Source organism: Achromobacter sp. ACRQX (assembly GCF_022346505.1).
Lineage (GTDB): Bacteria > Pseudomonadota > Gammaproteobacteria > Burkholderiales > Burkholderiaceae_B > Achromobacter > Achromobacter animicus.
This window is the reverse complement of sequence record NZ_JAKRML010000045.1, coordinates 1-18,854: the sequence shown is the minus strand read 5'-3', so window position 1 is coordinate 18,854 and position 18,854 is coordinate 1. Positions and strand designations below refer to the sequence as shown.

The following is an 18,854-nucleotide window of genomic DNA, read 5'->3' as shown; positions in this document are numbered from 1 at the left end:
GTCAGCGCGCTTTCACCGATGGGTCGTCTGCGCCACCGGCGCTGGCGACGGAACCGACGCTGCTCCACAGATTGCCGGAGACAGTGCGCAGTGCGGGCGGCGCGGCGGGTTCGGTCACGGACGCAACGGGGTCGATCACGGGTGTCGCGATGGCCTGTCCGTTCGTGTCGATGGCCTGCGGCGCCACGGCCAGGCGCGGAATGTCGACGTGGCCGCGTTCGATCTTCTGGTTGGTCTCGGCGATGTCGCGCGCCAGGCTGGCCAGGCTTTCATCGGAGATACGTTCGGGCAGGGGATCGATCCCGGCGGCCTGGTAGATCGTGTTCTGTGCGTTGACGAGTTCGGCATAGCTCAGGTCGCGGGCACGCGTGGCGAGCAGGGTCTCGACCTTTGCGCGCACCACTTCCAGATGCGTCTCGGCGCTGCTGCGCGCGGCGTTCTCGGTCTGCACCTGAATCGCGTCCTGCAAACGGCTCAGTTCATTGGCGCGGCGGAAGGCGGTTTCCGCGCGTTGGCGTTCCAGCCAGGCGATATGGACCTGGCTCAGCACGGTCATGCGCAAGGCCTGGCGGCGCAGTTCGGCCACCTGTTCACGCGACTCGCCGGCGCGGGTGATCGACGACCACGACAGCACGCTGAGCAGGTTCCAGCTCACCTGCATGCCGGCGTCCGCCCAGCTGTTGTTGACCAGGTACTTGTTGCTGTCGTAGTTCAGGCCGCCAAAGAGCGACGCGTTGGGCAAGAGGCGCAGCAGCGACATGCGCGTTTCCAGCACGGCGTTGCGCGCGAGGTAGCTTTCTTCGCGCAGCTCCGGGCGGCGGACCATTGCCAGGGCTTCGAGGTCCTGCAGTTCGTAAGCGAGCACGGGCGGCGCCATGGTGGCGGCGTCCGGCGTGGCCAGCTGGAAGTCCGCGCTGGGCGGCAGGTTCATCAGCGTGGCGAGGCGCGCCTTGGCCTGCGCCAGTTCGTTGTCCAGCGCCTCGGTCTGGCGCACCATGTTCAGCAGATCGCGCTGGTAGCGCAGCGCCAGGATGGGCGCGACCAGACGCTTTTGCTCGGTCTGGCGCGCGTATTCCAGCGTCTGGCGCGCTTCGGCTAGCGTCGATGTCACGCGGTCCTTCAGGCGTTCCGCGGTCACGGCGTTCCAGTACGCCGTGCGCGTCTGCCGGATGATGTCGGCCACGACGCGGCGGCGGCGCTCTTCGGCCGCCAGCGCCTTGTTGCCTTGCGCCTTGGCGCCGAAGTAGCTCAGGCCGAAGTCCAGCACGTTCCACGTCAGTTGCAGGTCGGCCGTGTGCGTGTCGCGTTCCTGGCTGGTGGACGGCACCAGCGATTGCGTGCCGGTGGCCAGCGATTCGCTGGACGAACCGTAATCGTTGTTGCGGGCGCGCATGCCGGCGCGGGCGGTCAGCTTGGGCAGCATGCCCTGCTTTTGCACGTCGGTCAGGTCGTCTTCCAGCGCGCGCTCCATCAGGGCCAGGCGCTGCTGCAGGTTGTATTTGACGGCGCGGGCGATGGCCTCGTCCAGCGTGATCGGGCCCGTCACCGGTTCCTGCTGCGCGAACATGGCGCCGCGGTCGGCCTGGTCGAGTTGCAGCAGGTCCTGCGTGCTCAGCTTCTCGGGCGGCGTGACGGCGCAACCGGCGAGAACGGCCGTGGCGAGCACGGTCAGGGCGAAGCGGCGGGCGCGATATGTCATGGGCGTGGCGGAATCAAAGGTAAGAGTCATGTCTGGAATCAGCTTGCTGCATTGATGGTGATGGCCTGCCGGGCGCCGGCGGCCGTGTCGGAGGCGCCGCCCGCGGCGCCGTCGTCCAGGGAAGCGAGAAACTGCCGCGCCGCATCCAGCACGTCGTGCGCGGCGCTGTGGCGAAGCTGCTGGGTCAGCGCGGGCTTGTCGGCGGCGAGGGTGTCGTCATGGGTGGCGACGGCATCGACATCGGCATCGGCATCGGCAACGGCGTCGGCGCCTTGCCACGCGCCTACGCGCTCGGCGGAGATGGTGACCTGAATGGCGCGGGTTTCACCGCTGGCCGCGCGCACCACGAGTTGCAGCGATAGCGTCTGGGCGTCGGCAAGTCCCGGCGCCACGATGAGGCCGCGCGCCGCATCGAGCCGCACGCCCGGCGGCAGATCGGAGCCGTCCGCCATGCGCAACGCCAGCGAGGCGATGGGACCGCTGCTGCGGATCAGGCCGCGCGGCAAGGCGTAGGTCTGCCGGTTGCCCGCCACGTCGGCGCGCCAGAGGCCCGTAATCGCGGCGCTGGAGAACGAGAGCCCGGGTGCGTCGGGGCTGGCCAGGACCACGAGCGGCGAACGGACGCCGCCGCCCGCATCCAGCGTGAACGGGCGTGCCGCGTCGGCGTCACGGCGTTCCAGCGAGTCGGCCAGCAGTTCGTCGAGCAGCGCCGTCGATGTCCATTGCGGCGGCGTCGACAGGCCGTCGCGGATGGGAACGCTGAACGCATCGACGGACGGTGCGGGAATACCGCCGAGCGCCTGGCGTAGCGAGCGGAACGCGTCGTCCCGCGTGTCGTCGGCAGTCGTGTCGGAGGCAAACACCGGGTCGCGCTGCCACGCGCTCAGATCCGGCGGCGGCACGTCGGCGGGGTTGCCGGGATTCGGGTTGGCGTTGGGGTCGGGCTGCGTGCCCGGATCCGTGCCGGGATTGGACCCAGGATCCGTGCCAGGATTCGTCCCCGGGTTCGGCTCGGTCTGCGCGGTGGCGACCGTCAGCGTGATGATGCGCGAGACGCTGGCGCCCGACGTGTCGGTGGCGCTCACAACCACGGCAACGCTGCCTTCGGCTGTCGCAGTCCCTCGGAGGGTCAGGGTCGCCGGATCGAAGGTCAGTCCTTCCGGCAGGCCGTCAATCCGCCACGTGAGCGCATCGCCGTCGGCGTCGGTGAAGAGCCCGGCGGGGAACGTGTATGCGTAGGGCTCGCCCACCTGGACGACACCCGGTGTCAGTGCGATCCCGCTGTCGACGGGCGCGGTGTTCGGCGGCTCGACGGCTTCAAAGATCACGTCGCGCGACACGGATGCGCCTTCCGGATCAGTCACGGTGACGACGACCGTGTATTGCCCGGTCCCGGCAAGCACGCCGGAGATCGTGCGGGTGGCGGGATCGAAGGTCAGCCCCGCAGGCAGGCCGCTGACGCTCCACGTCAGCTTGCCGCCTTCCGGATCGCTGAAAAGCGTTTCCGGCAGGGTCACCGTGTAATCGCGTCCGGCCAGCGCGGTCTCGGGCGTGTACGGGTCGGCGCCCGCGACCGGCGCCTGGTTGGGCAGGCGGACGGTCACGTCCACGTCATAGCCCGCGCTGGCGATGTCGCCGTCGTTGAGCGTGATGGTGACGCTGCGCGTGCCAGGCGTGCCGCCGGTGCTGGCGTAGGTCACGCGGTGCAGCAGCGCATTGGCCTGCGCGCGGTCGACGGGCCCGGTGAAACGCAGCGTCGCGTTGTCGCCAGTCTGCGTCAGCGTGGCGATGGCCTGGCCGTTGAACGAGATGACGTCCCCGGCGAGCGTGTAGCCGTCGCCGGCCAGGAAGCCGAAGCGGTCGCCGGCTTGTCCGCTGAAGGTGACGCTGGCGCCTTGATAGTTGTTCGCCGCATCCAGTTCGGCGTCCGAGAGTGCAAGCGTCGGCGCGACCGGCACGCCGTCGCCGTCGATGATGTAGACGGGCTGCGGGGCCGGCGGGGCGTTCAGGACGTCCAGTTCGTTGCCCACCACGATCACGCCGCCATCGGCCGACACCGCAATCTGGCCTGCCCCGGCCAGCCCGCTCTGCGAGCTGATCAGATTGAGCGTTGCCGTGGCGTAGTAGTTGAGCGTGCCGTCCGCCAGGGTCACGAACAGCGCCTTGCCATCCGCGGACAGTGCGATGCTCTCCACCGTCTGGCTGCCGGTGAGCGTGCCTAGATGCGTCAGCGCGCCGGTCGCCGCGTTCAGGCGGAAGGCATCGATGGCCTGCGGGTTCTCGTGCACTTCATACCCGCCGGTCCAGCCGTTGAACGAGGACGTGCGGCTGTTGGACACGAAGATCGTGCTGCCGTCGGCGCTGACGGCGATGTGCTGCAGGTTGGAGAACGAGACGGTCTGGCCGGCCGCGTCCGTGCCGCCGCCCTGGATGTGCGTCAGGACCGACAAGGCGCCGCTGACGTCGCGGCGATAGACGATAAGCGTCGAACTCGAGCTGGTGTTGGTCACCACGAAGAGCAGGTCGCCGCGCACCGCGATGTCGGTGGGCTGCCACAGGAACGGCTCGGCGTTCATATCGCCGCTGATGGCGCCGATATACGTGAGCGTGCCGCTCTGCGCGTCGCGGTTGAAGTAGGCGATCCCGTAGCTGTTGATCAGGTACAGGTTTTTGCCGTCTTGGGACAACGCAATGCCCTTCATGTCGTTCAGGCTGCCGCCATCCAGCTCGTAATTGCTGGTGATGGTGGCCTGGTGGGTCAGCGTGCCGTCGGCGCTCACGCCGAACACGCCAATGGCGTTGCCGTCCGCGCGCAGGGCGTACAGGCTCTTGCCGTCGGCCGAGCTCACCAACTCGTTGATGCCCGCAAGATTGCCGACGCCGGCGAACGTGCGCACGTAAGTCAGCGAGCCGGTGTCGCCGTCGCGGCTGAACACCGCGATGGCGCCCTTGCCGTCGGCCACGTAGACGCGCGCGCCATCGGCGGACACGACGCTGGCGGTGGGCTTTTCCAGACCGGGAATCGTCGTCAGATCCTGCACGTGCGTCAGGTCGCCCAGCGACAGCACCGGATCGGCATCGACGACCGACGCATCGTTGATGGCCGTGATGTTGATGGAGAAGTCCATTGCCGTCGACGCGAGGCCGCGCTGGTCGGTCAGCGTCACGCTGATGGCCACGCTGTCTACGGGCGCATGGCTGCTGTTGGCGTAGGTGATCTGGCGCAACGTGTTCTGCACGTCGGCCTTGGTGGGAATGGAACCGGCCTCGTCGCTGAAGCGGATGGTCAGCACGCCGTCGGCCTGCGACACCGCGCCGATCGCCACGCCGTCCTTCTTCAGGACGCCGTTTTCCAGCGTCAGGCCGTTGCCCGGCTCAAACCCGAGCGTGTCGGTTGCGCTCTTGCCCGCGCCCAGCGTGATCGTCAAGACAGCGCCGTCGTAGTTGCCCGCGCCGCCGTTGAAGGCGTCCATCTGCGCATCGGCAATTACGCTATCGGGCGCGATCAGGACGGCATCGGCGCGTTCGGTGTAGGACACGTCGTCGCCGCCGGTGACGGTGGGCGGCGTGTTGGGGCTGGTCGGGCCGGCCAAAGTGACCGTTGCGGCGTCATCCGCATCCGTCGAGCCATTGACGGTGTCCCACTCCTGCACGGTCAGGCTGATCGTGCGCGTGCCGCTCAGCGGGCTGGCGGCGTTGGCGTAGGTGAGGCTGTCGATGACCTGCGCGGCGCGTTCGCCCGACGAGTTCAGGTAAAGGGTCACGGTGGTGACGCCGTCGGCGATGGTCACCATGTACTGCAGGCCGGAGGCCGTGGTCTGCGGGCCGTTGGAGTCCTTGTCCAGACGGATCTTGCTGCCGTCCACGCCCAGGATGTCCTGTGCGTTGGCGGGGCTGATGGTGACGATGACGCGGGCCACGTTCTGGCCGGATTCCACGGTGTCGACCGTAGTGCCCTCGAAGAGCTTGACCGGTTCGCCTTCGGCCGGGAACGTGGGGTTGCGCGGCGTGGTGTCGATGATCGGCGCATTGTTGACGCCTTCCAGCTCGATCTCGGTCTGTAGTTCATCCTGATGGCCGTCGCCATCGTGCAGCGTGGTGCGCAGCACGATGGTCGCGCCGTCACGGGTGGGATCGTTGCTGGCATTGCTGTAGGCGATGCGGCGCAGCACGTTCTGCGCATCGGCCTTACTGATGGCGCCCGTGAACGTCAGCGTCAGCACGCCGTTGGTCTGCGAGAAGGTCGCGATGGCGACGTCGTTCAACAGAATCTGGCCACTGGCGGTGTCAAGGCGCAGGTTGTCGCCGTCGATAAAGCCGAAGCGGTCGTCGGCGTGCGCGCCGTCGGCGCGTTCAACCGAGATGCTGGCGCCCTTGTAATCGCCCTGTCCGTTGTTCAGTGCATCGAGCTGCGGATCGGACAGCGTGGCCGACGGCAGGATGGCCACAGGCGCTGTCCCTTCCGTGTAGTGCGCGGCGGCGGGCTTCAGGTCCAGCACCAGCACGCCGTCGTCGAACGAGAATTGGCCCGTCAGATAGAGCTTCGTGCCGTCTTCGCTAATCGTTGCGCTGCGGATCTCGCCGAAGCTCACGCCGTCGCCAAACGGGTCGCCATAGCCCGAGATCTCGCCGACGCGCACGGGCACACCGTCCGCGCCGCGGCTGTACACGCCGATCCGGTCGCTGGCGATCACGAACACGGCGGAGCCGTCCGGCGACACGACGATCTGCTTGACGTCTCCGGCCGGCAGCGTCGTGGCCAGCGCCGTGAGCCGGCCATCTGCGTCCACAGCAAGCGTATGCAGGCGATGCTGGTTGTCGTCGAAGTCGACCACGTAAAGCGTTTTGCCATCCGGCGAAACCGTCAGCGTCTGCGTGAAGTAGAACTGGTCCGCCGCGGCGGGGTCCTTGCCCTGAGCGGCCATGACGAACGCCGGGACGCCGCTGGGGTCCAGCGAGAAGACGCTCGCCAGCGTGCTGCCGCCGGACGTGCCCACGAAAAGGAAGCGGCCGTCGGCCGACAGCGTCAACGCATTGGCGCCGTCCAGTTGCAGGCCGGTGTCGCCCGCGTCGGTATAGGTATGGATCAGCGCGAGCGCGGCGCCGTCCTGCTGGAAGACCAGCAGGTTGTCGCCCGCCGTCGCGTAGACGAGGCCGCCAGTGGCGAGCACGTCGCGGATCATGCCGTATTCCGTGACGATGTCGGCACCAAAGGTGCCCTGCGCGGTAAGCATTCCCGTCGCCGCATCGCGGCTGAAGAGTACGACACCCTGGTTGGCGACGACGTAAAGCGATTTGCTGTCGGCCGACACGCGCAGATCCGCGGCGCCTGCCAGCGCGCCGACTTCACCGTTGCCGATGGCCTGCGCGATGCGCAGAGTGCCGTCCGCGCCGCGCTCAAGCACGTACAGCGTGTTGACCTCCAGGTCGGCCTGCGCGTCCATGTTCCACTCGGTGGTGGTGCGCAGCAGGTAGAACTTGCCGTCCACCTCGAAAACATCGAGCACGCCTTCCAGCGCAGTGGACGGCGCGCCGTCGGCAAGTTGGCTGATCAGTTCATTCAAGCCTACCGAATCGATGGGCGTGGTCAGCACCGGTGCTTCGAACTGCACGTTCACTTTAGCGACGACGTCCGGTTCGGCGGTGTCCTTGCCGCCGTTGTCGGTGCCGCCGCTGTCGCGCACGGCGGTCAGCGCAATGCTGCGCTCGCCCGTCGTCGGGGCGGCGGCATGGTTCGCATAGGCAATGCCGTCCACCAGCGCCGCCGCCTGATCGCCCGTCATGCCGGCGGCCGGCGTGATCGTGATGGTGGCCACGCCGTTGTCTATGGTGACGGTGTAGGCGTGACCCGATGAGGTCGTGCCGTTGCCTGCGACCAGCGCGATGGTGGTGCCGTCCACGGTCAGCGTTTCGCTGGCGCCGTTGGCCACGGGCGATACGGTGAGGGTCAGGCCGGCGATCGTCTGGCCGTTCTCGACGGTCGAGATCGTGGTGCCGTCGAACAGGCCAACGGCAGCTTCACCGGGGCTGTATCGGACGTCGGCCGGCGTGGAGACAACAACCGGCGCGTCGTTCACCTGCGCGACCGTCAGCGCCAGCACGACGCTGTCCACGCCACTGGCGAACTGGTCGCGCACCTGCACCTTCAGGCGGATGGCGGCGCCGGGGTCCTTGCTGTCGTGCGTGTAGGTCACCTGCTGCAGCACGGCGTTGGCGGTGGCGGTGCTGACCTGGCCGGTGAAGGCGATGGTGAGGATGCCACCGGCGCTGGTGAAGTCGGCGATCTTGTCGCCGTTCAAGCGGATTTCGGTGCCGGTCAGCGTGAGGCCGTCGGCGTTGTCGAAGCCGAAGTGGTCGTTGGTGTTCGCAGCGCCTTCGCGCCCGATCGTGATGGTGGCGCCGTTGTAATCGCCCGCGCCCGAGGCCAGCGCGTCGTAGTCCGCGTCCCCGAACGTTAGCCCGGCCGCCGGTTTGACCGTCTGGCCTTCCGCATAGGCGCCCGTGAGCGCCTTTTCTATGTCGATGTGTCCCAGCCCGGCGGCGTTGTAGAAGCCGCCGACATACATCGACGATCCATCCGGCGAAATGCCAAAGCGGAAGGCGCGATAGTTGCCCGAGGCGCCCTCGTGGGCGATGGTCGTGACCAGGGTGGGTGAGCCGTCGGCGCCGATGCGGTAGACGTTCAGGGCGCCGGTCAGGCCGCCGGCGTAGAGGGTATTGCCGTCCGCCGACAGTTCCAGACCCCACATCTGGGCGCCCACGGACGAAACCTTCGTGACCGTCTTCGCGATCGGGTCGAAGCGCAGCGTCAGGATGCCATTGCTTCCCGCCGACACGTAAATGGTGTCCCCCGACACCGCGATGCTGCGCGCGAAGTTGCCGACGTCACCCGTATGCGTCACGAGTTGCGTGAGGCTGCCGTCGGGATTGGCGGCGTAGATGGTCAGGGTATTGGCGCCAGCGACGAACACGCGGCCCTGCGCGTCGGCCTCGATGGCGGACGCGGTGCTGAAGGGTTGATTCTCGTACGTGCGGGAGGCCGTCAGTTCGCCGTTGGCGCCGATGCCGTAGGCGTACAGGGTGTTGCCGGCGATGCCGTACAGGTGGCCGTCCTGTGACGCGACAAGCTGCTTGACCTGCGTGCTGCCAAGCTCGGCGCCGTGGCCGCTGGCCGTGAGCGTGCCGTCCGCGTTGACGTTGAAGCCGGTCAGGAAATAGTTGCCGCCGTCGGCCTTCTGGCCGACGAGGTACACGTGTTTGCCGTCGGCCGAGTACACGGCCGACGCCGCGCTGAGCAGGCCCTGGATCTCGATGCCGTTGGCATCGTTGCCGTCGTTCACGGCGCCCTGCACAAAGCGCTGCACCAGCGTCAGTTCACCGGTGTTCGGATTGCGCGTGAAGACGCTGAGCGTGCTGTTGCCCGCGGGGGAAACCTGATGGTTGTTCGTCCCGTTGCCCAGCACGATGACGGTGTAGCCGTCGTCCGACACCTGAACGCTGTAGACGTACTGGTCGTAGCCGTTGATCCGGCCATCCGAGGTGTAGCTCAGATCGCTGCCGTCGATGTCGAACGCGGGCGCGCTGTTGGCGGCTTCGGCGGCCGAGACGACGCGCAGCGTCATCTTGTGGTCCGCGGTCAGGCCTGCCTTGTCCGTCACGCGTACGGTCAGGACGTAATCGCCTTGCGTGGTGGGCGTGCCGCTCAGCGTGCGCGTGGCCGCGTTGAACACGAGGCCTGCCGGCAGCGCTTCGACGATGCTCCAGGTGAGGGTGTCGCCGTAACGGCTGTCCGGATCGGTGAACATGTCCGCACGCAGGGTGGCGGTAAAGCCGCCCTCTCCCGCGGTGACCTGCCCGAACGACGCCGGTGCGCTGCTGCTGACGACGGGCTCGCGATTGGGGGTCTGAACGACATCCAGGTTCAGATCCAGCGTCACGCTGGCGCCGTACGCATCGGTGACGGTGATGCGGATGGGATAAGCGCCGGCGACAAGTGCGGTGCCGGACAGGGTGCGGGTCTCGGGGTCGAAGCTGATGCCGGCGGGCAACCCGCTAACGCGCCAGGTCAACCGGTCGCCGTCCGCGTCGTTGAAGAGGTTCTCCGGCAGGACGAGCTGGTAGTCCTTCTCCGTGGTGACGGTCTCCGGCGTGTAGCCGTTGGCAACCCCGGCATCGATCTGCGGTCCCGTATTGCTGCGGAAGCTGATGGAGAGGGCTTCGCTGTTCAACGCGCCGTCGTTGGCCTGCACGGTCAGCGTGATGAACGTGCCGGCCGCGACGGCCGAATTGCCGTAGCTCACCTGTTGCAGCACCTGGTTCGCCACGGCGGTCGTGGCGTCGCCGGTGAAGCGCAGCGTCAGGGTGTCGCCATCGACGGTGTACGTGGCGATCTGGACGCCGCCGCGCAAGATGACGCCGTTGGTCATCGACAGCCCGTTGCCGCCCTCAAACCCGAACGCGCCGCCCGGCAGGGACGCCTTGATGGACACGCTGGCGCCGTTGTAGTTGCCGGCGCCGCCGTCCAGCAGATCGTAATTGCGGTCGGACAGGCTGACGCGGTCGCCGAGAACGGTGTCCTGGCCCAGCGTCAGCGATTGCAGTGTCGTGTAGCGGGTCAGGCCGTTGCCCGCCACCACCAGCGACATGCCGTCCTTGGACAGCGAGATGTCTGCGCCATTGGTCTTGCCTGCGGCGCTGCCCAGCAGCGTCAAGCCGCCGTCGCCGGACACGGCGTAGACACTGACGGTGCCGGCGGTGGTGGCGGCATACAGCAGCGTGCCGTCCGCGTTCAGCGTCAGGCTGCCGATGTTGTCGCTGGCGACCGTGCCCGCGCGCGTCAGCAGATTGTCGGCGCCAAGCCGGAAGACCGAGATGTTGCTGGCGCCCGGTTCGCCCACGAACAGCAGCTTGCCGTCGGCGGACATGCTGATTGCGTAGTCGACGGCGTCCTGGCCGGTCTTGTCCAGCAGGAGGCTGTCGACAAGATTCAGCACGCCATCCGCGTCACGTTGATAGATCTTGAGCGTGTGATTGGCGTTGATACCCGCGCCGCTGTGAATGACGGTGACGTAGCCGCCGGCCGTGGCAAGACTGGCGTTGCGCACGGCGTCCAGACGCTGGATCTGCGTGAGCGCGCCGGTTTCGGTGTCGCGGCTGTAGACGTGCGCCTCGCGGCCAAAGTTGTTCGACGCGTCCACGTAGAGCTGCGTGCCGTCTTCCGAGATCGCCAATCCGCCGGTGGACCCGCCGCCCACCGATCGCGTGGCCGCATGGCTCAACGTGCCGGTCGCATCGACACTGAACTGGATCAGGTTGCCGTTGCTGGAGATCGTGTAGACCGACTTGCCGTCGCCGCTGACCACCAGATGATTGACCGTGCCCAGGTCGGCCAACGTCAGGTCCTGCGTCTTGCTGAGCAGGCCCGAGGCCGCGTCTACGGCGAAGATGGACAGCGTGTTGTTGCTGCCCGCCGCGTAGACGAACCTGCCGTCGGCCGAATAGGCGACCTCGGTGGCGCCGGCCAGGCTGCCGGTGCCAAAGTGATCCGCTTCCTGCAGCAGGTCGCCTTTCACCTCGGGCGCCACGTTGATGCGGCTGTCGATGTCGATCGTCGCCGTGATGGCGGACAGGTCGGTCGTCTGGCCGCCCGCGTCGGACAGGCTCTTGAGCGAGACCGACACCTTGCCGCCGTCCACCGACTTGTCCAGGATCTGGTACGACATGCTGTCGATCAATGCCGCGACGCTGGCAGGAGCCGGATTGAACGCATCCAGTTGCAGTGTGATGGTGGTGGTGTTGCCGCTGACGGCGACCGTGTAGAAGTAGCCGTCGTCATCGGCGCGCGTCGTGCCGCTGCCGCCTTCGAGCGCAATGGTCTTGCCGTCGATCACCAGCGCCTGGTTCGCGCCGCTGCGATCCACCGTGACGACCAGTTGCGTCAATTCGTCCGTCCCGCTCGTCTGCGCGTGCACGTCAACGCCGCTGAACAGATCGACCGGCGCAAAGGTATCGCTGCTGTCAGTGACGACAACGGTCGCTTCGGTCGGCGTCGCGTCCACGCCGGGCGCCGTCTCGGTCGGCGGCACGGCCTGCGCGGCCACGTCCACCGCCGTCGTCACGGCGGCGGCATCAAGCAGGAAGCGGGGTTCCAGGGCCAATGCCTGGCGGCGGAGCGTGGGGATTCGGCGGGAAGTCATGGAAGTCCTGGAACAAATGTGGTGATGCGGGGGTTGGCTTATTCGACGAGCGTGGTCAGCGCCGCGAGCTGGCGCAGTTCGTCGACGATGTCGTCGAGCCGGCTCTGGATGCGGCCTTCGGAGACCACGAAGTCCTTGCCGGACAGGTAGATCTGGTCCGATCCCTTTTCGGCGCAGACGGCCAGCCCGGGGCCCGCGATGCGCCGGAAGTCTGACGCGCTGCGGATCTGTCCGTCTTCGTCCGTCTCTTCGTCATTGCCCGTGACGATCAGGTAGAACTTCAGGTCGCGGGCGCGAAAGCTGCTGCACAGGCGGGCGAAGCGTTCGGTCACGACGTTGTCATCGCCGCCGCCGTTGTCCGAGTCGCCATCGATCTTCTGGCCGACGTAGGCGTTGTAGGAATCGGTGTCGAACCAGCGCTGGCCCGTGGAGTTGGCCAGGAACACGATGGCCTTGACGCGATCGCCCGTGCCGTCGTCGAAGTCGCGGGGCAGATCGTCCTCCAGGCCCCAGCCCGACCCGCCCCGAAAGGCCGGCGCCAGCGCCATGGCGGCCCAGCCCATGGCGATGGCATGGTTGGTGTTGAAGCGCGTGCTCATTTCGTCGAGCCGTTCGCCGATCTTGCCCAGGTCGTTGGTCAGTGGCAGCAGCGCCGCGTGGGGGCAGCCGCGGTCGGCGACCATCCAGCGCGTGTCGTTCACGCCGTTGGCCTGGCCGAAGAACGGATTGGGGCCGATCCAGCGGATGGGCGGGGCGCCGGGGCTGCCGTTCTCGGGCAGATCGTGGCGGTAGTACACGCCAAACTGCCCGGCGGGCGGTTCGGTCCAGAAGTAGTTGTCGCCGCGGTTCAGGCCGCGGTACATGCACAGCAGGTTGGCGCGCCGGTCGGGAATCCGGCGGTCGGCCAGACCCGCGTAACCGGAGCGGAACAGCGAGGTGAGTTCGACGGGGTTGAGCGCGCCCGGCTTGCTCCACAGGCGGATGCGGTTGGACTGCGCCGGATCGTAGACGCTGACCGCCTGGCTGTAGGGCACCAACGCGAGCCAGGCGCTGTCGGCGTCTTCCAGCAGGCGCGAGGCGAACGACTTGCCCAGCCGGCGCAGCGCGGCCAGATTGTTGGCGTCTTCGCCCAGCGAGTTGGGCAGCGCCAGCGCCACTTCCAGCGAGCGCTGGCGCGAGACGGCGGCCGACGCGACGGTGACGGCCTGGTCTGGCGTCTGCGAGAGGATGCTCGAGGCTTCGAACGTCGCCGTGACACGCGTGCCGGGCATGTCGTTCTTCGTGATCGTCTCGGCCCGGACGGACAACGCGCGGCCCAGTTGTGCGCGATCCATGCCCAGGTTGACCGCCACGTAGCGTTCGGCGATGTCCTGGATGTCGGCGTCGCGGGATTTGGCGTAGGCCGCGGCGGACGCGAGCGCCGCGGCGTCGGTGGCGCGCTTGAGCTGTGCGGCGTCGGCGGTCATGCGCGTGCCGTCCGAGGCATAGGCGGCCAGGGCGGCGACGGCGCCGATCAACAGCAGCAGGAATACGGCGGACGCGCCGCGTTGGCGGGCCAGCGAGAGGACGCGGTCGGGACGTTGCTTCATGGTTGGGCGTAGGCCAGGCCGGAAGCGACGCTTTCCGCGCGCAGCGTTTCATCCAGCGTGATGGTTCGGGAGGTGGCGCGGAACACGGCGGCCGTTTGCAGCAGGTCGGGCAGCGGCATGCCGGCCCAGATGGAGATGTCGGCCGTGTCGCGGCAGGCCTTCACCACGATCATCGACAGGGTGCTGTTGTCCACATTGCTTTCGCCGGTGTCGGGGCGGTCTTGCGGCAGGACGCCGGTGTATTGGCCGCCGGAGGCCGGCGCGTCGCACAGGTCGCCTGCGCCGCCGCGCTGCAGCGCCCAGGCGATGCGGCCGGACTCGAGCACGTTCAGGATGATGAGCTGCTGCATCTCTTCGTGGCCCTGCATGGCAAGCCGCGCCAGCATGTCGACGCCGGCGGCGGTCAGGGAAGGTTGCGCCGCGATGTTCAGCGCCATGGCGCCCGCGGCGTTCTCCACGCGGATGCGTTCGCTGTGGATGCGCTGCATGTCGGCGCCGATCATGCCGACGCCCAGCAGGATGGGCAGCGCAAGCGCCGCTTCCACGGCCAGCGCACCGCGCTGGCGCCGGCGCGGCGTCGCGGCGTGGCGGGGTGGACGCGGGGCGGCGGTCACGGCTGGGATTCCTGATTGCGTTGCGGCAGGTACGCCAGCACCTGCTGATAGCGGTAGCGGAAGGCGCCGCTGTCCACGCCCAGGAGACGCGGCAGGGGCGTGATGAAGTCCTTGCGCACGTCGACCTCGATGCGCCACGCGGGCACGTTGGTCAAGGCCGCCGCCTGGGTCTCGTCCTCGCCACCGCCGCCGCCCATCGCGTCCAGCGAAGCAAAGCGCTCGACTTCGACGGTGGCGATGTTCTCGTCGTCCAGGTAGTTGTGCGAGGCCGCCACCATGCGCGAGCGCACCAGCGACTCGATGGCGCCGCCGTCCTGCATGCCCGCCGCGCCGTCCTGGCGGAACTGCTGCACGGCGCGTTCCAGCGCGCTGGCGCCCATGTTGATGGTCAGTCCGATGTTGGCCAGCTCCATGAACATCATCGCCGCGGCGATGACGACGGGCAGGACGTACGCGGCTTCGACGGACAGCGAGCCGCGTTGGCTGCGCAGGAACCGGCGCGCGCCGCAGGCGTGATCAGCCATTGCCGTTTGCCTCCGTTTCGCGCAGCAGCAGCACGTGGCGGCTGGCGGCCATCAGTTCGCTGCCCACGGCGGCGCCGTCGCGGATGCGCTGGCGGCGCTGCGCGAAGTCGGCCAGCGCCTGCGGCACGAGCGCGGGCGCCATGATGCCTTCGAGCGTCTTGCGCGCCGCGGCGTCGTCGCCCTGCAGCACCTGCGCGAAGGCCAGGTTCAGCTTGAGTGTCGGCAGCTGGACCGCGTCGGCCTGCGACAACAGGCGGATGGCTTCCTGCGCATCGCCGCTGGCCAGGTGCGACAGCGCCAGGTTGTTCAGGACACGGAAGTCCGAGGGATCCAGTTCCCACGCCTGCGCCAGCAGCTTGCGGGCCTGCGCGTGGTCGCCGCTGGCGTCCAGCAGCACGCCCTTGGCGTTCAATGCGGCGACGTTGTTGGCGTCGGCCGCGAGTGTGCAGTCGAAGTCCTGCAGGGCGGCGTCGCGCTGGCCCATCGCCATGCGGGCGCGGCCCAGGCCGTTGCACAGCGTGACTGTCGCGGCGGGCGTGAGTGTCGTACCCGCTTCGTTCAGGGCGCGGCGGGCGCGGCCGAACAGGGCCAGGTTGTCGCGCGGCGATTGGGTGGGCGCGGCCACGCTGGCGTATTCCAGCAGCTCCAGCGGCTTCAGGCTGCCGCGCTGTTCAAGCTGGGCGTAGACGCCGGCCGCGCCTTCGTAGCGGCCCTGGTCGCGCAGCAGACGCGCAAGCTTCAGGCCTTCGGCCGCCGCGTCGCCGTTGCTGGCGAGCGGGCGCGGCGAGGCCGTGTTGCCGCTGGACTGGGTCAACAGGTTGCGGCTGCTGGGCGCAGTGGCGGAATCGGACTTGCTGAATGTGCTGCACGCGCTCAGCAGCGCGGCCATCAGCACGACGCCGGCGGCGCGGGTCAGGCGCATTGTGGGCAGCGGGAACATCGGAAGGGTTGCGGTCATTGCATCAGGGTCCGGATAACGCGCATGAGCGCGGGCGTGGCGACGATGGCGACCACCGGCGGCAGGATGAGGGTCATGAGGGGAACGCTGAGCTGCGCGGGCAGCTTGCCGGCCTTCTCTTCCAGTTCGAGGATCAGGCGGCTGCGGCTTTCCTCGGCAATCGTGCGCAGCGCCTGCGCGAGCGGCGTGCCGTAGCGTTCGGCCTGCACCAGCGACCCCACCATGCTTTCGATGGTCGGCACGCGCGTCCGGTCGGCCAGGTGCCGCAGCGCTGCGGCGCGGTCGGGCAGCAGTTGCAGTTCGGCGCTGGTGAAGGCCAGTTCGTCGGCCATGGCGGGCGCGCTGAAGGCCAGTTCCCGCGACACCACCTTCAGGATGCGCGGAAACGGCAGGCCGGCCTCGGCGCAGATCACCATGAGGTCCAGCGCGTCGGGCATGCTGCGGGCCAGGGCTTCGTGACGCCGGCCGGCGCGCAGCTTGACCAGCAGTTCGGGCAAGGTGGTGCCGACGAACAGCGAGATCAGGCCCACGGCCAGGCCGGTCAGGCCGAAGCGCGTTTGCGGGCTGGTCAGCAGCCACAAGGCCAGCGCGCACAGCACGACGCCGCTGCCGTACTTGGCGGCCATGAAGAGGCCGCTGGCCTCGGGGCGGCGCCAGCCGGCCTGCGCCAGCAGGCGTTCGGTGGCCAGGCGGTCCTGCTCGGTGCCGGCCAGTTTCATGCCGAAGGCGGCGATGCCTTGGGCGACGGGAGGCAGCGGCGAGCTGGAGTCCAGCGCAATCGAGGCCGTGCTTTCGCCGGCGCCTCTTCCGCGGCGGCCCAGCCGCTCGTGCAGGGGATTGCGGCGCGACTCGGCGCGCAGCAGCCAGACGGCCAGCACGATGCCGGCGATGAAGGCCAGGAGCAGCAGGGGCGCCAGGGGATCGGAAAAGAGGGGCATGGCAGCTAGTCGCGGGGCAGGGTCAGCGGATCCGCTTGACCATCAGATGGGTGATGAACAGGCCCAGCCCAACGCTGGCGGCGGCGTAGATCATCACCTTGACGCCCGCCGCGTCGTTGAACATGAAGCGGAAGTCGTCCGGGGAATTCAGGTACATGTAGAGCAGCACGCCCGGCACCAGCAGGGCGACGATCTTGGCCGAGGCGCGCGCCTCGGACGTCTTGGCCTGCACCTTCATGCCCAGTTCGGCGCGCGCGCGCAGCGTGGCGGACAGGCGTTCCAGCGTGTCGCCGAGCCGGCCGCCCGACTCCTGGCTGATGATGAGAATGACGGCAAAGAAGCGGTACTCCGGCAGCGGCACGCGCTCGGCCGACGATTGCATGGCCTGCTTGAGCGGCACGCCGAGCTTGAGCCAGTTCTCGATCTCGCGCAGCTCGGGCGCCAGCGGCCCGTGCAAGTGATCGGCGGCGATGCCGAACGCGCTTTGCAGCGGTACGCCCGAGCGGCAGATGCGGGTGATGCCGTCGATCGCTTCGGGCAGGCTGCGCGCCAGCGCGGCCAGGTGCTTGGCCATGGCCTGTTGATAAAGCATCGTGCACAGCGCGGCCCACAGCAGCGGCGCGGCCAGCAGCGCCAGGAGGAACGGCGTGCCGGTCATGCGCACCAGCGCCAGCGCGCCAACCAATGCGACGGCGGCCGAAATGAGGATGCGCTCACGCAGCTTGGGCAGCCAGCCCAGCGCGCGCAGGCCATCGCGCAAGCGCGCCAGACGCTGCCCCAGCCACGGCCAGCGCGGAAAGAGGTCGTCCTGGCCCGGCAGCGCGATGGAGTCGGGCGATTGCAGCACGGCGGCCGCCAGGCCGCTCTCGCGCTGCATCTGCAGGCGCAGCGCCGCCAGGCGGGCGGCCATCGCGTCTTCGCGGCGCTGGCGACGGCTGTTGGCGCGCACCGCGAAAAAGCCGATGAACACCAGAAGAAAAATGAGCAGGGTGAAGAGGTCGAGCATGTCCGGGCTGCCTTGCCGCCGTCAGGCGAGATCCTGGTCGAACAGGTGCGACTTCTCTGTGTAGAAGTTCGGGCGCAGGCCGCTGCCGGTGTGTTCGCCCAGCACCTGCGTTGCCGTCGAGCCGGCGCGCGAGCGGAAGACGTGCAGCTCCTGCGTCTGGATCACTTCTTCTTCCATGCCGCAGATTTCCATGATGGATACGACGCGCCGGGCGCCATCGCGCATGCGTTCGATCTGCACGATGAGGTCGACGGCGCTGGCGATCTGGCGGCGGATGGCGGCCAGCGGCAACTGCATGTTCGCCATCATCACCATGTTTTCCAGACGCATCAGCGCATCGCGCGGCGTGTTGGCGTGGACGGTGCATAGCGACCCGTCGTGGCCGGTGTTCATGGCTTGGAGCATGTCGAAGCACTCGCCGCCGCGCACTTCGCCCAGGATGATGCGGTCGGGGCGCATGCGCAGCGCGTTCTTCATGAGGTCGCGCTGGTCGACGCGCCCGCCGCCTTCGGCGCTTTCGGGGCGGGTCTCCAGGCGGATGACGTGTTCCTGCTGAAGCTGCAGTTCGGCGGCGTCCTCGATGGTGATGATGCGTTCGAGCGGGCTGATGTTCTGCGACAGCGCATTGAGCAGCGTCGTCTTGCCGGCGCCGGTGCCGCCCGACACGACGATGTTCAGCCGCGCTTCCATCGCGCGGCGCAGCAGCACGGCCATGTCCATCGACATCGCGCCGCGCGTCGCCAGCGATTCCAGCGACAGGTCGCGCCGCATGAACTTGCGGATCGAGATCGTGGTGCCGTCCAGCGCCAGCGGATGCGTGATGACGTTGACGCGGCTGCCGTCGGGCAGGCGGGCGTCGACCATGGGGTTGGCTTCGTCGATGCGGCGGCCAACGCGGGCGGCGATGCGCTGCGCGGTGTTGAAGACGTGCTCTTCGTCGATGAAGGTGATGGACGACAGCTCCAGCTTGCCAAAGCGTTCCACAAAGATCTGGTTGGCGCCGTTCACCAGGATGTCGTTGACCGTGTCGTCGGCGAGCAGCGGTTCGATCGGGCCCACGCCGACCATCTCGTCCAGCATCTGCCGCGCGATCAGTTCCTCTTCCTGGCCGGACAGCTGCAGGCGCTGCTCGTCGCAGATGCGGCGGATCAGCGCGTCGATCTGCGCCTGAAGCCGGTCGCGCGGCATGGCCGCCGCCTTGAGCGGGTCGATCAGCTCGAAGAGCTCGTTGCGGATCACGCGGCGCTGCGCGGTGCTTTCGGCGTTGGGGGCGGCGGCCATGCCGCGCGACCGGCTTCAGGCGCAGATCGACGCGCTGATCCGCCGCATC

The 18,854-nt window shown here is 68.2% G+C and carries 9 protein-coding genes; all 9 read right to left on the bottom strand.

All coding sequences use genetic code 11. The features are described 5' to 3' along the window. Window position 1: 1 nt before the first annotated feature. The 9 genes from MHZ91_RS26935 to MHZ91_RS26895 are packed head-to-tail and all read right to left on the bottom strand — an operon-like array spanning window position 2 to window position 18,805. Window positions 2-1,729 carry a TolC family protein gene (locus MHZ91_RS26935; protein ID WP_239216448.1) on the bottom strand — a complete coding sequence of 576 codons (1,728 nt, stop codon included), beginning with the start codon at window positions 1,727-1,729 and terminating at the stop codon, window positions 2-4. 8 nt (window positions 1,730-1,737) lie between these two features. Continuing rightward, window positions 1,738-11,895, bottom strand: a complete 10,158-nt coding sequence (locus MHZ91_RS26930) for a putative Ig domain-containing protein (RefSeq protein ID WP_239216447.1) — start codon at window positions 11,893-11,895, stop codon at window positions 1,738-1,740. Window positions 11,896-11,933: 38 nt separating this feature from the next. Continuing rightward, complete coding sequence (locus MHZ91_RS26925) at window positions 11,934-13,484, bottom strand: hypothetical protein (protein WP_239216446.1); 1,551 nt, start codon at window positions 13,482-13,484, stop codon at window positions 11,934-11,936. Then, window positions 13,481-14,098 (bottom strand): hypothetical protein, encoded by a 618-nt coding sequence (locus tag MHZ91_RS26920; RefSeq protein ID WP_239216445.1) that lies wholly within the window; start codon window positions 14,096-14,098, stop codon window positions 13,481-13,483. The genes MHZ91_RS26925 and MHZ91_RS26920 overlap by 4 nt, the downstream gene beginning before the upstream one ends. Then, window positions 14,095-14,622, bottom strand: coding sequence for a TadE/TadG family type IV pilus assembly protein (locus tag MHZ91_RS26915; protein ID WP_239216444.1), 528 nt, complete (start codon window positions 14,620-14,622; stop codon window positions 14,095-14,097). The genes MHZ91_RS26920 and MHZ91_RS26915 overlap by 4 nt, the downstream gene beginning before the upstream one ends. After that, window positions 14,615-15,580, bottom strand: coding sequence for a tetratricopeptide repeat protein (locus MHZ91_RS26910; protein WP_239216443.1), 966 nt, complete (start codon window positions 15,578-15,580; stop codon window positions 14,615-14,617). The genes MHZ91_RS26915 and MHZ91_RS26910 overlap by 8 nt, the downstream gene beginning before the upstream one ends. Then, a complete protein-coding gene (locus MHZ91_RS26905; RefSeq protein ID WP_239216442.1) occupies window positions 15,577-16,518 on the bottom strand; it encodes a type II secretion system F family protein in 942 nt (313 codons plus the stop codon). Before MHZ91_RS26905 ends, MHZ91_RS26910 begins: the two co-directional genes overlap by 4 nt. 22 nt (window positions 16,519-16,540) lie before the next feature. After that, window positions 16,541-17,524: a type II secretion system F family protein gene (locus tag MHZ91_RS26900; RefSeq protein WP_191576372.1), complete on the bottom strand. Its 984-nt coding sequence runs from the start codon at window positions 17,522-17,524 to the stop codon at window positions 16,541-16,543. Between the two features lie 21 nt (window positions 17,525-17,545). Beyond that, window positions 17,546-18,805 (bottom strand): CpaF family protein, encoded by a 1,260-nt coding sequence (locus tag MHZ91_RS26895; RefSeq protein ID WP_239216441.1) that lies wholly within the window; start codon window positions 18,803-18,805, stop codon window positions 17,546-17,548. Between the last annotated feature and the right edge of the window lie 49 nt (window positions 18,806-18,854).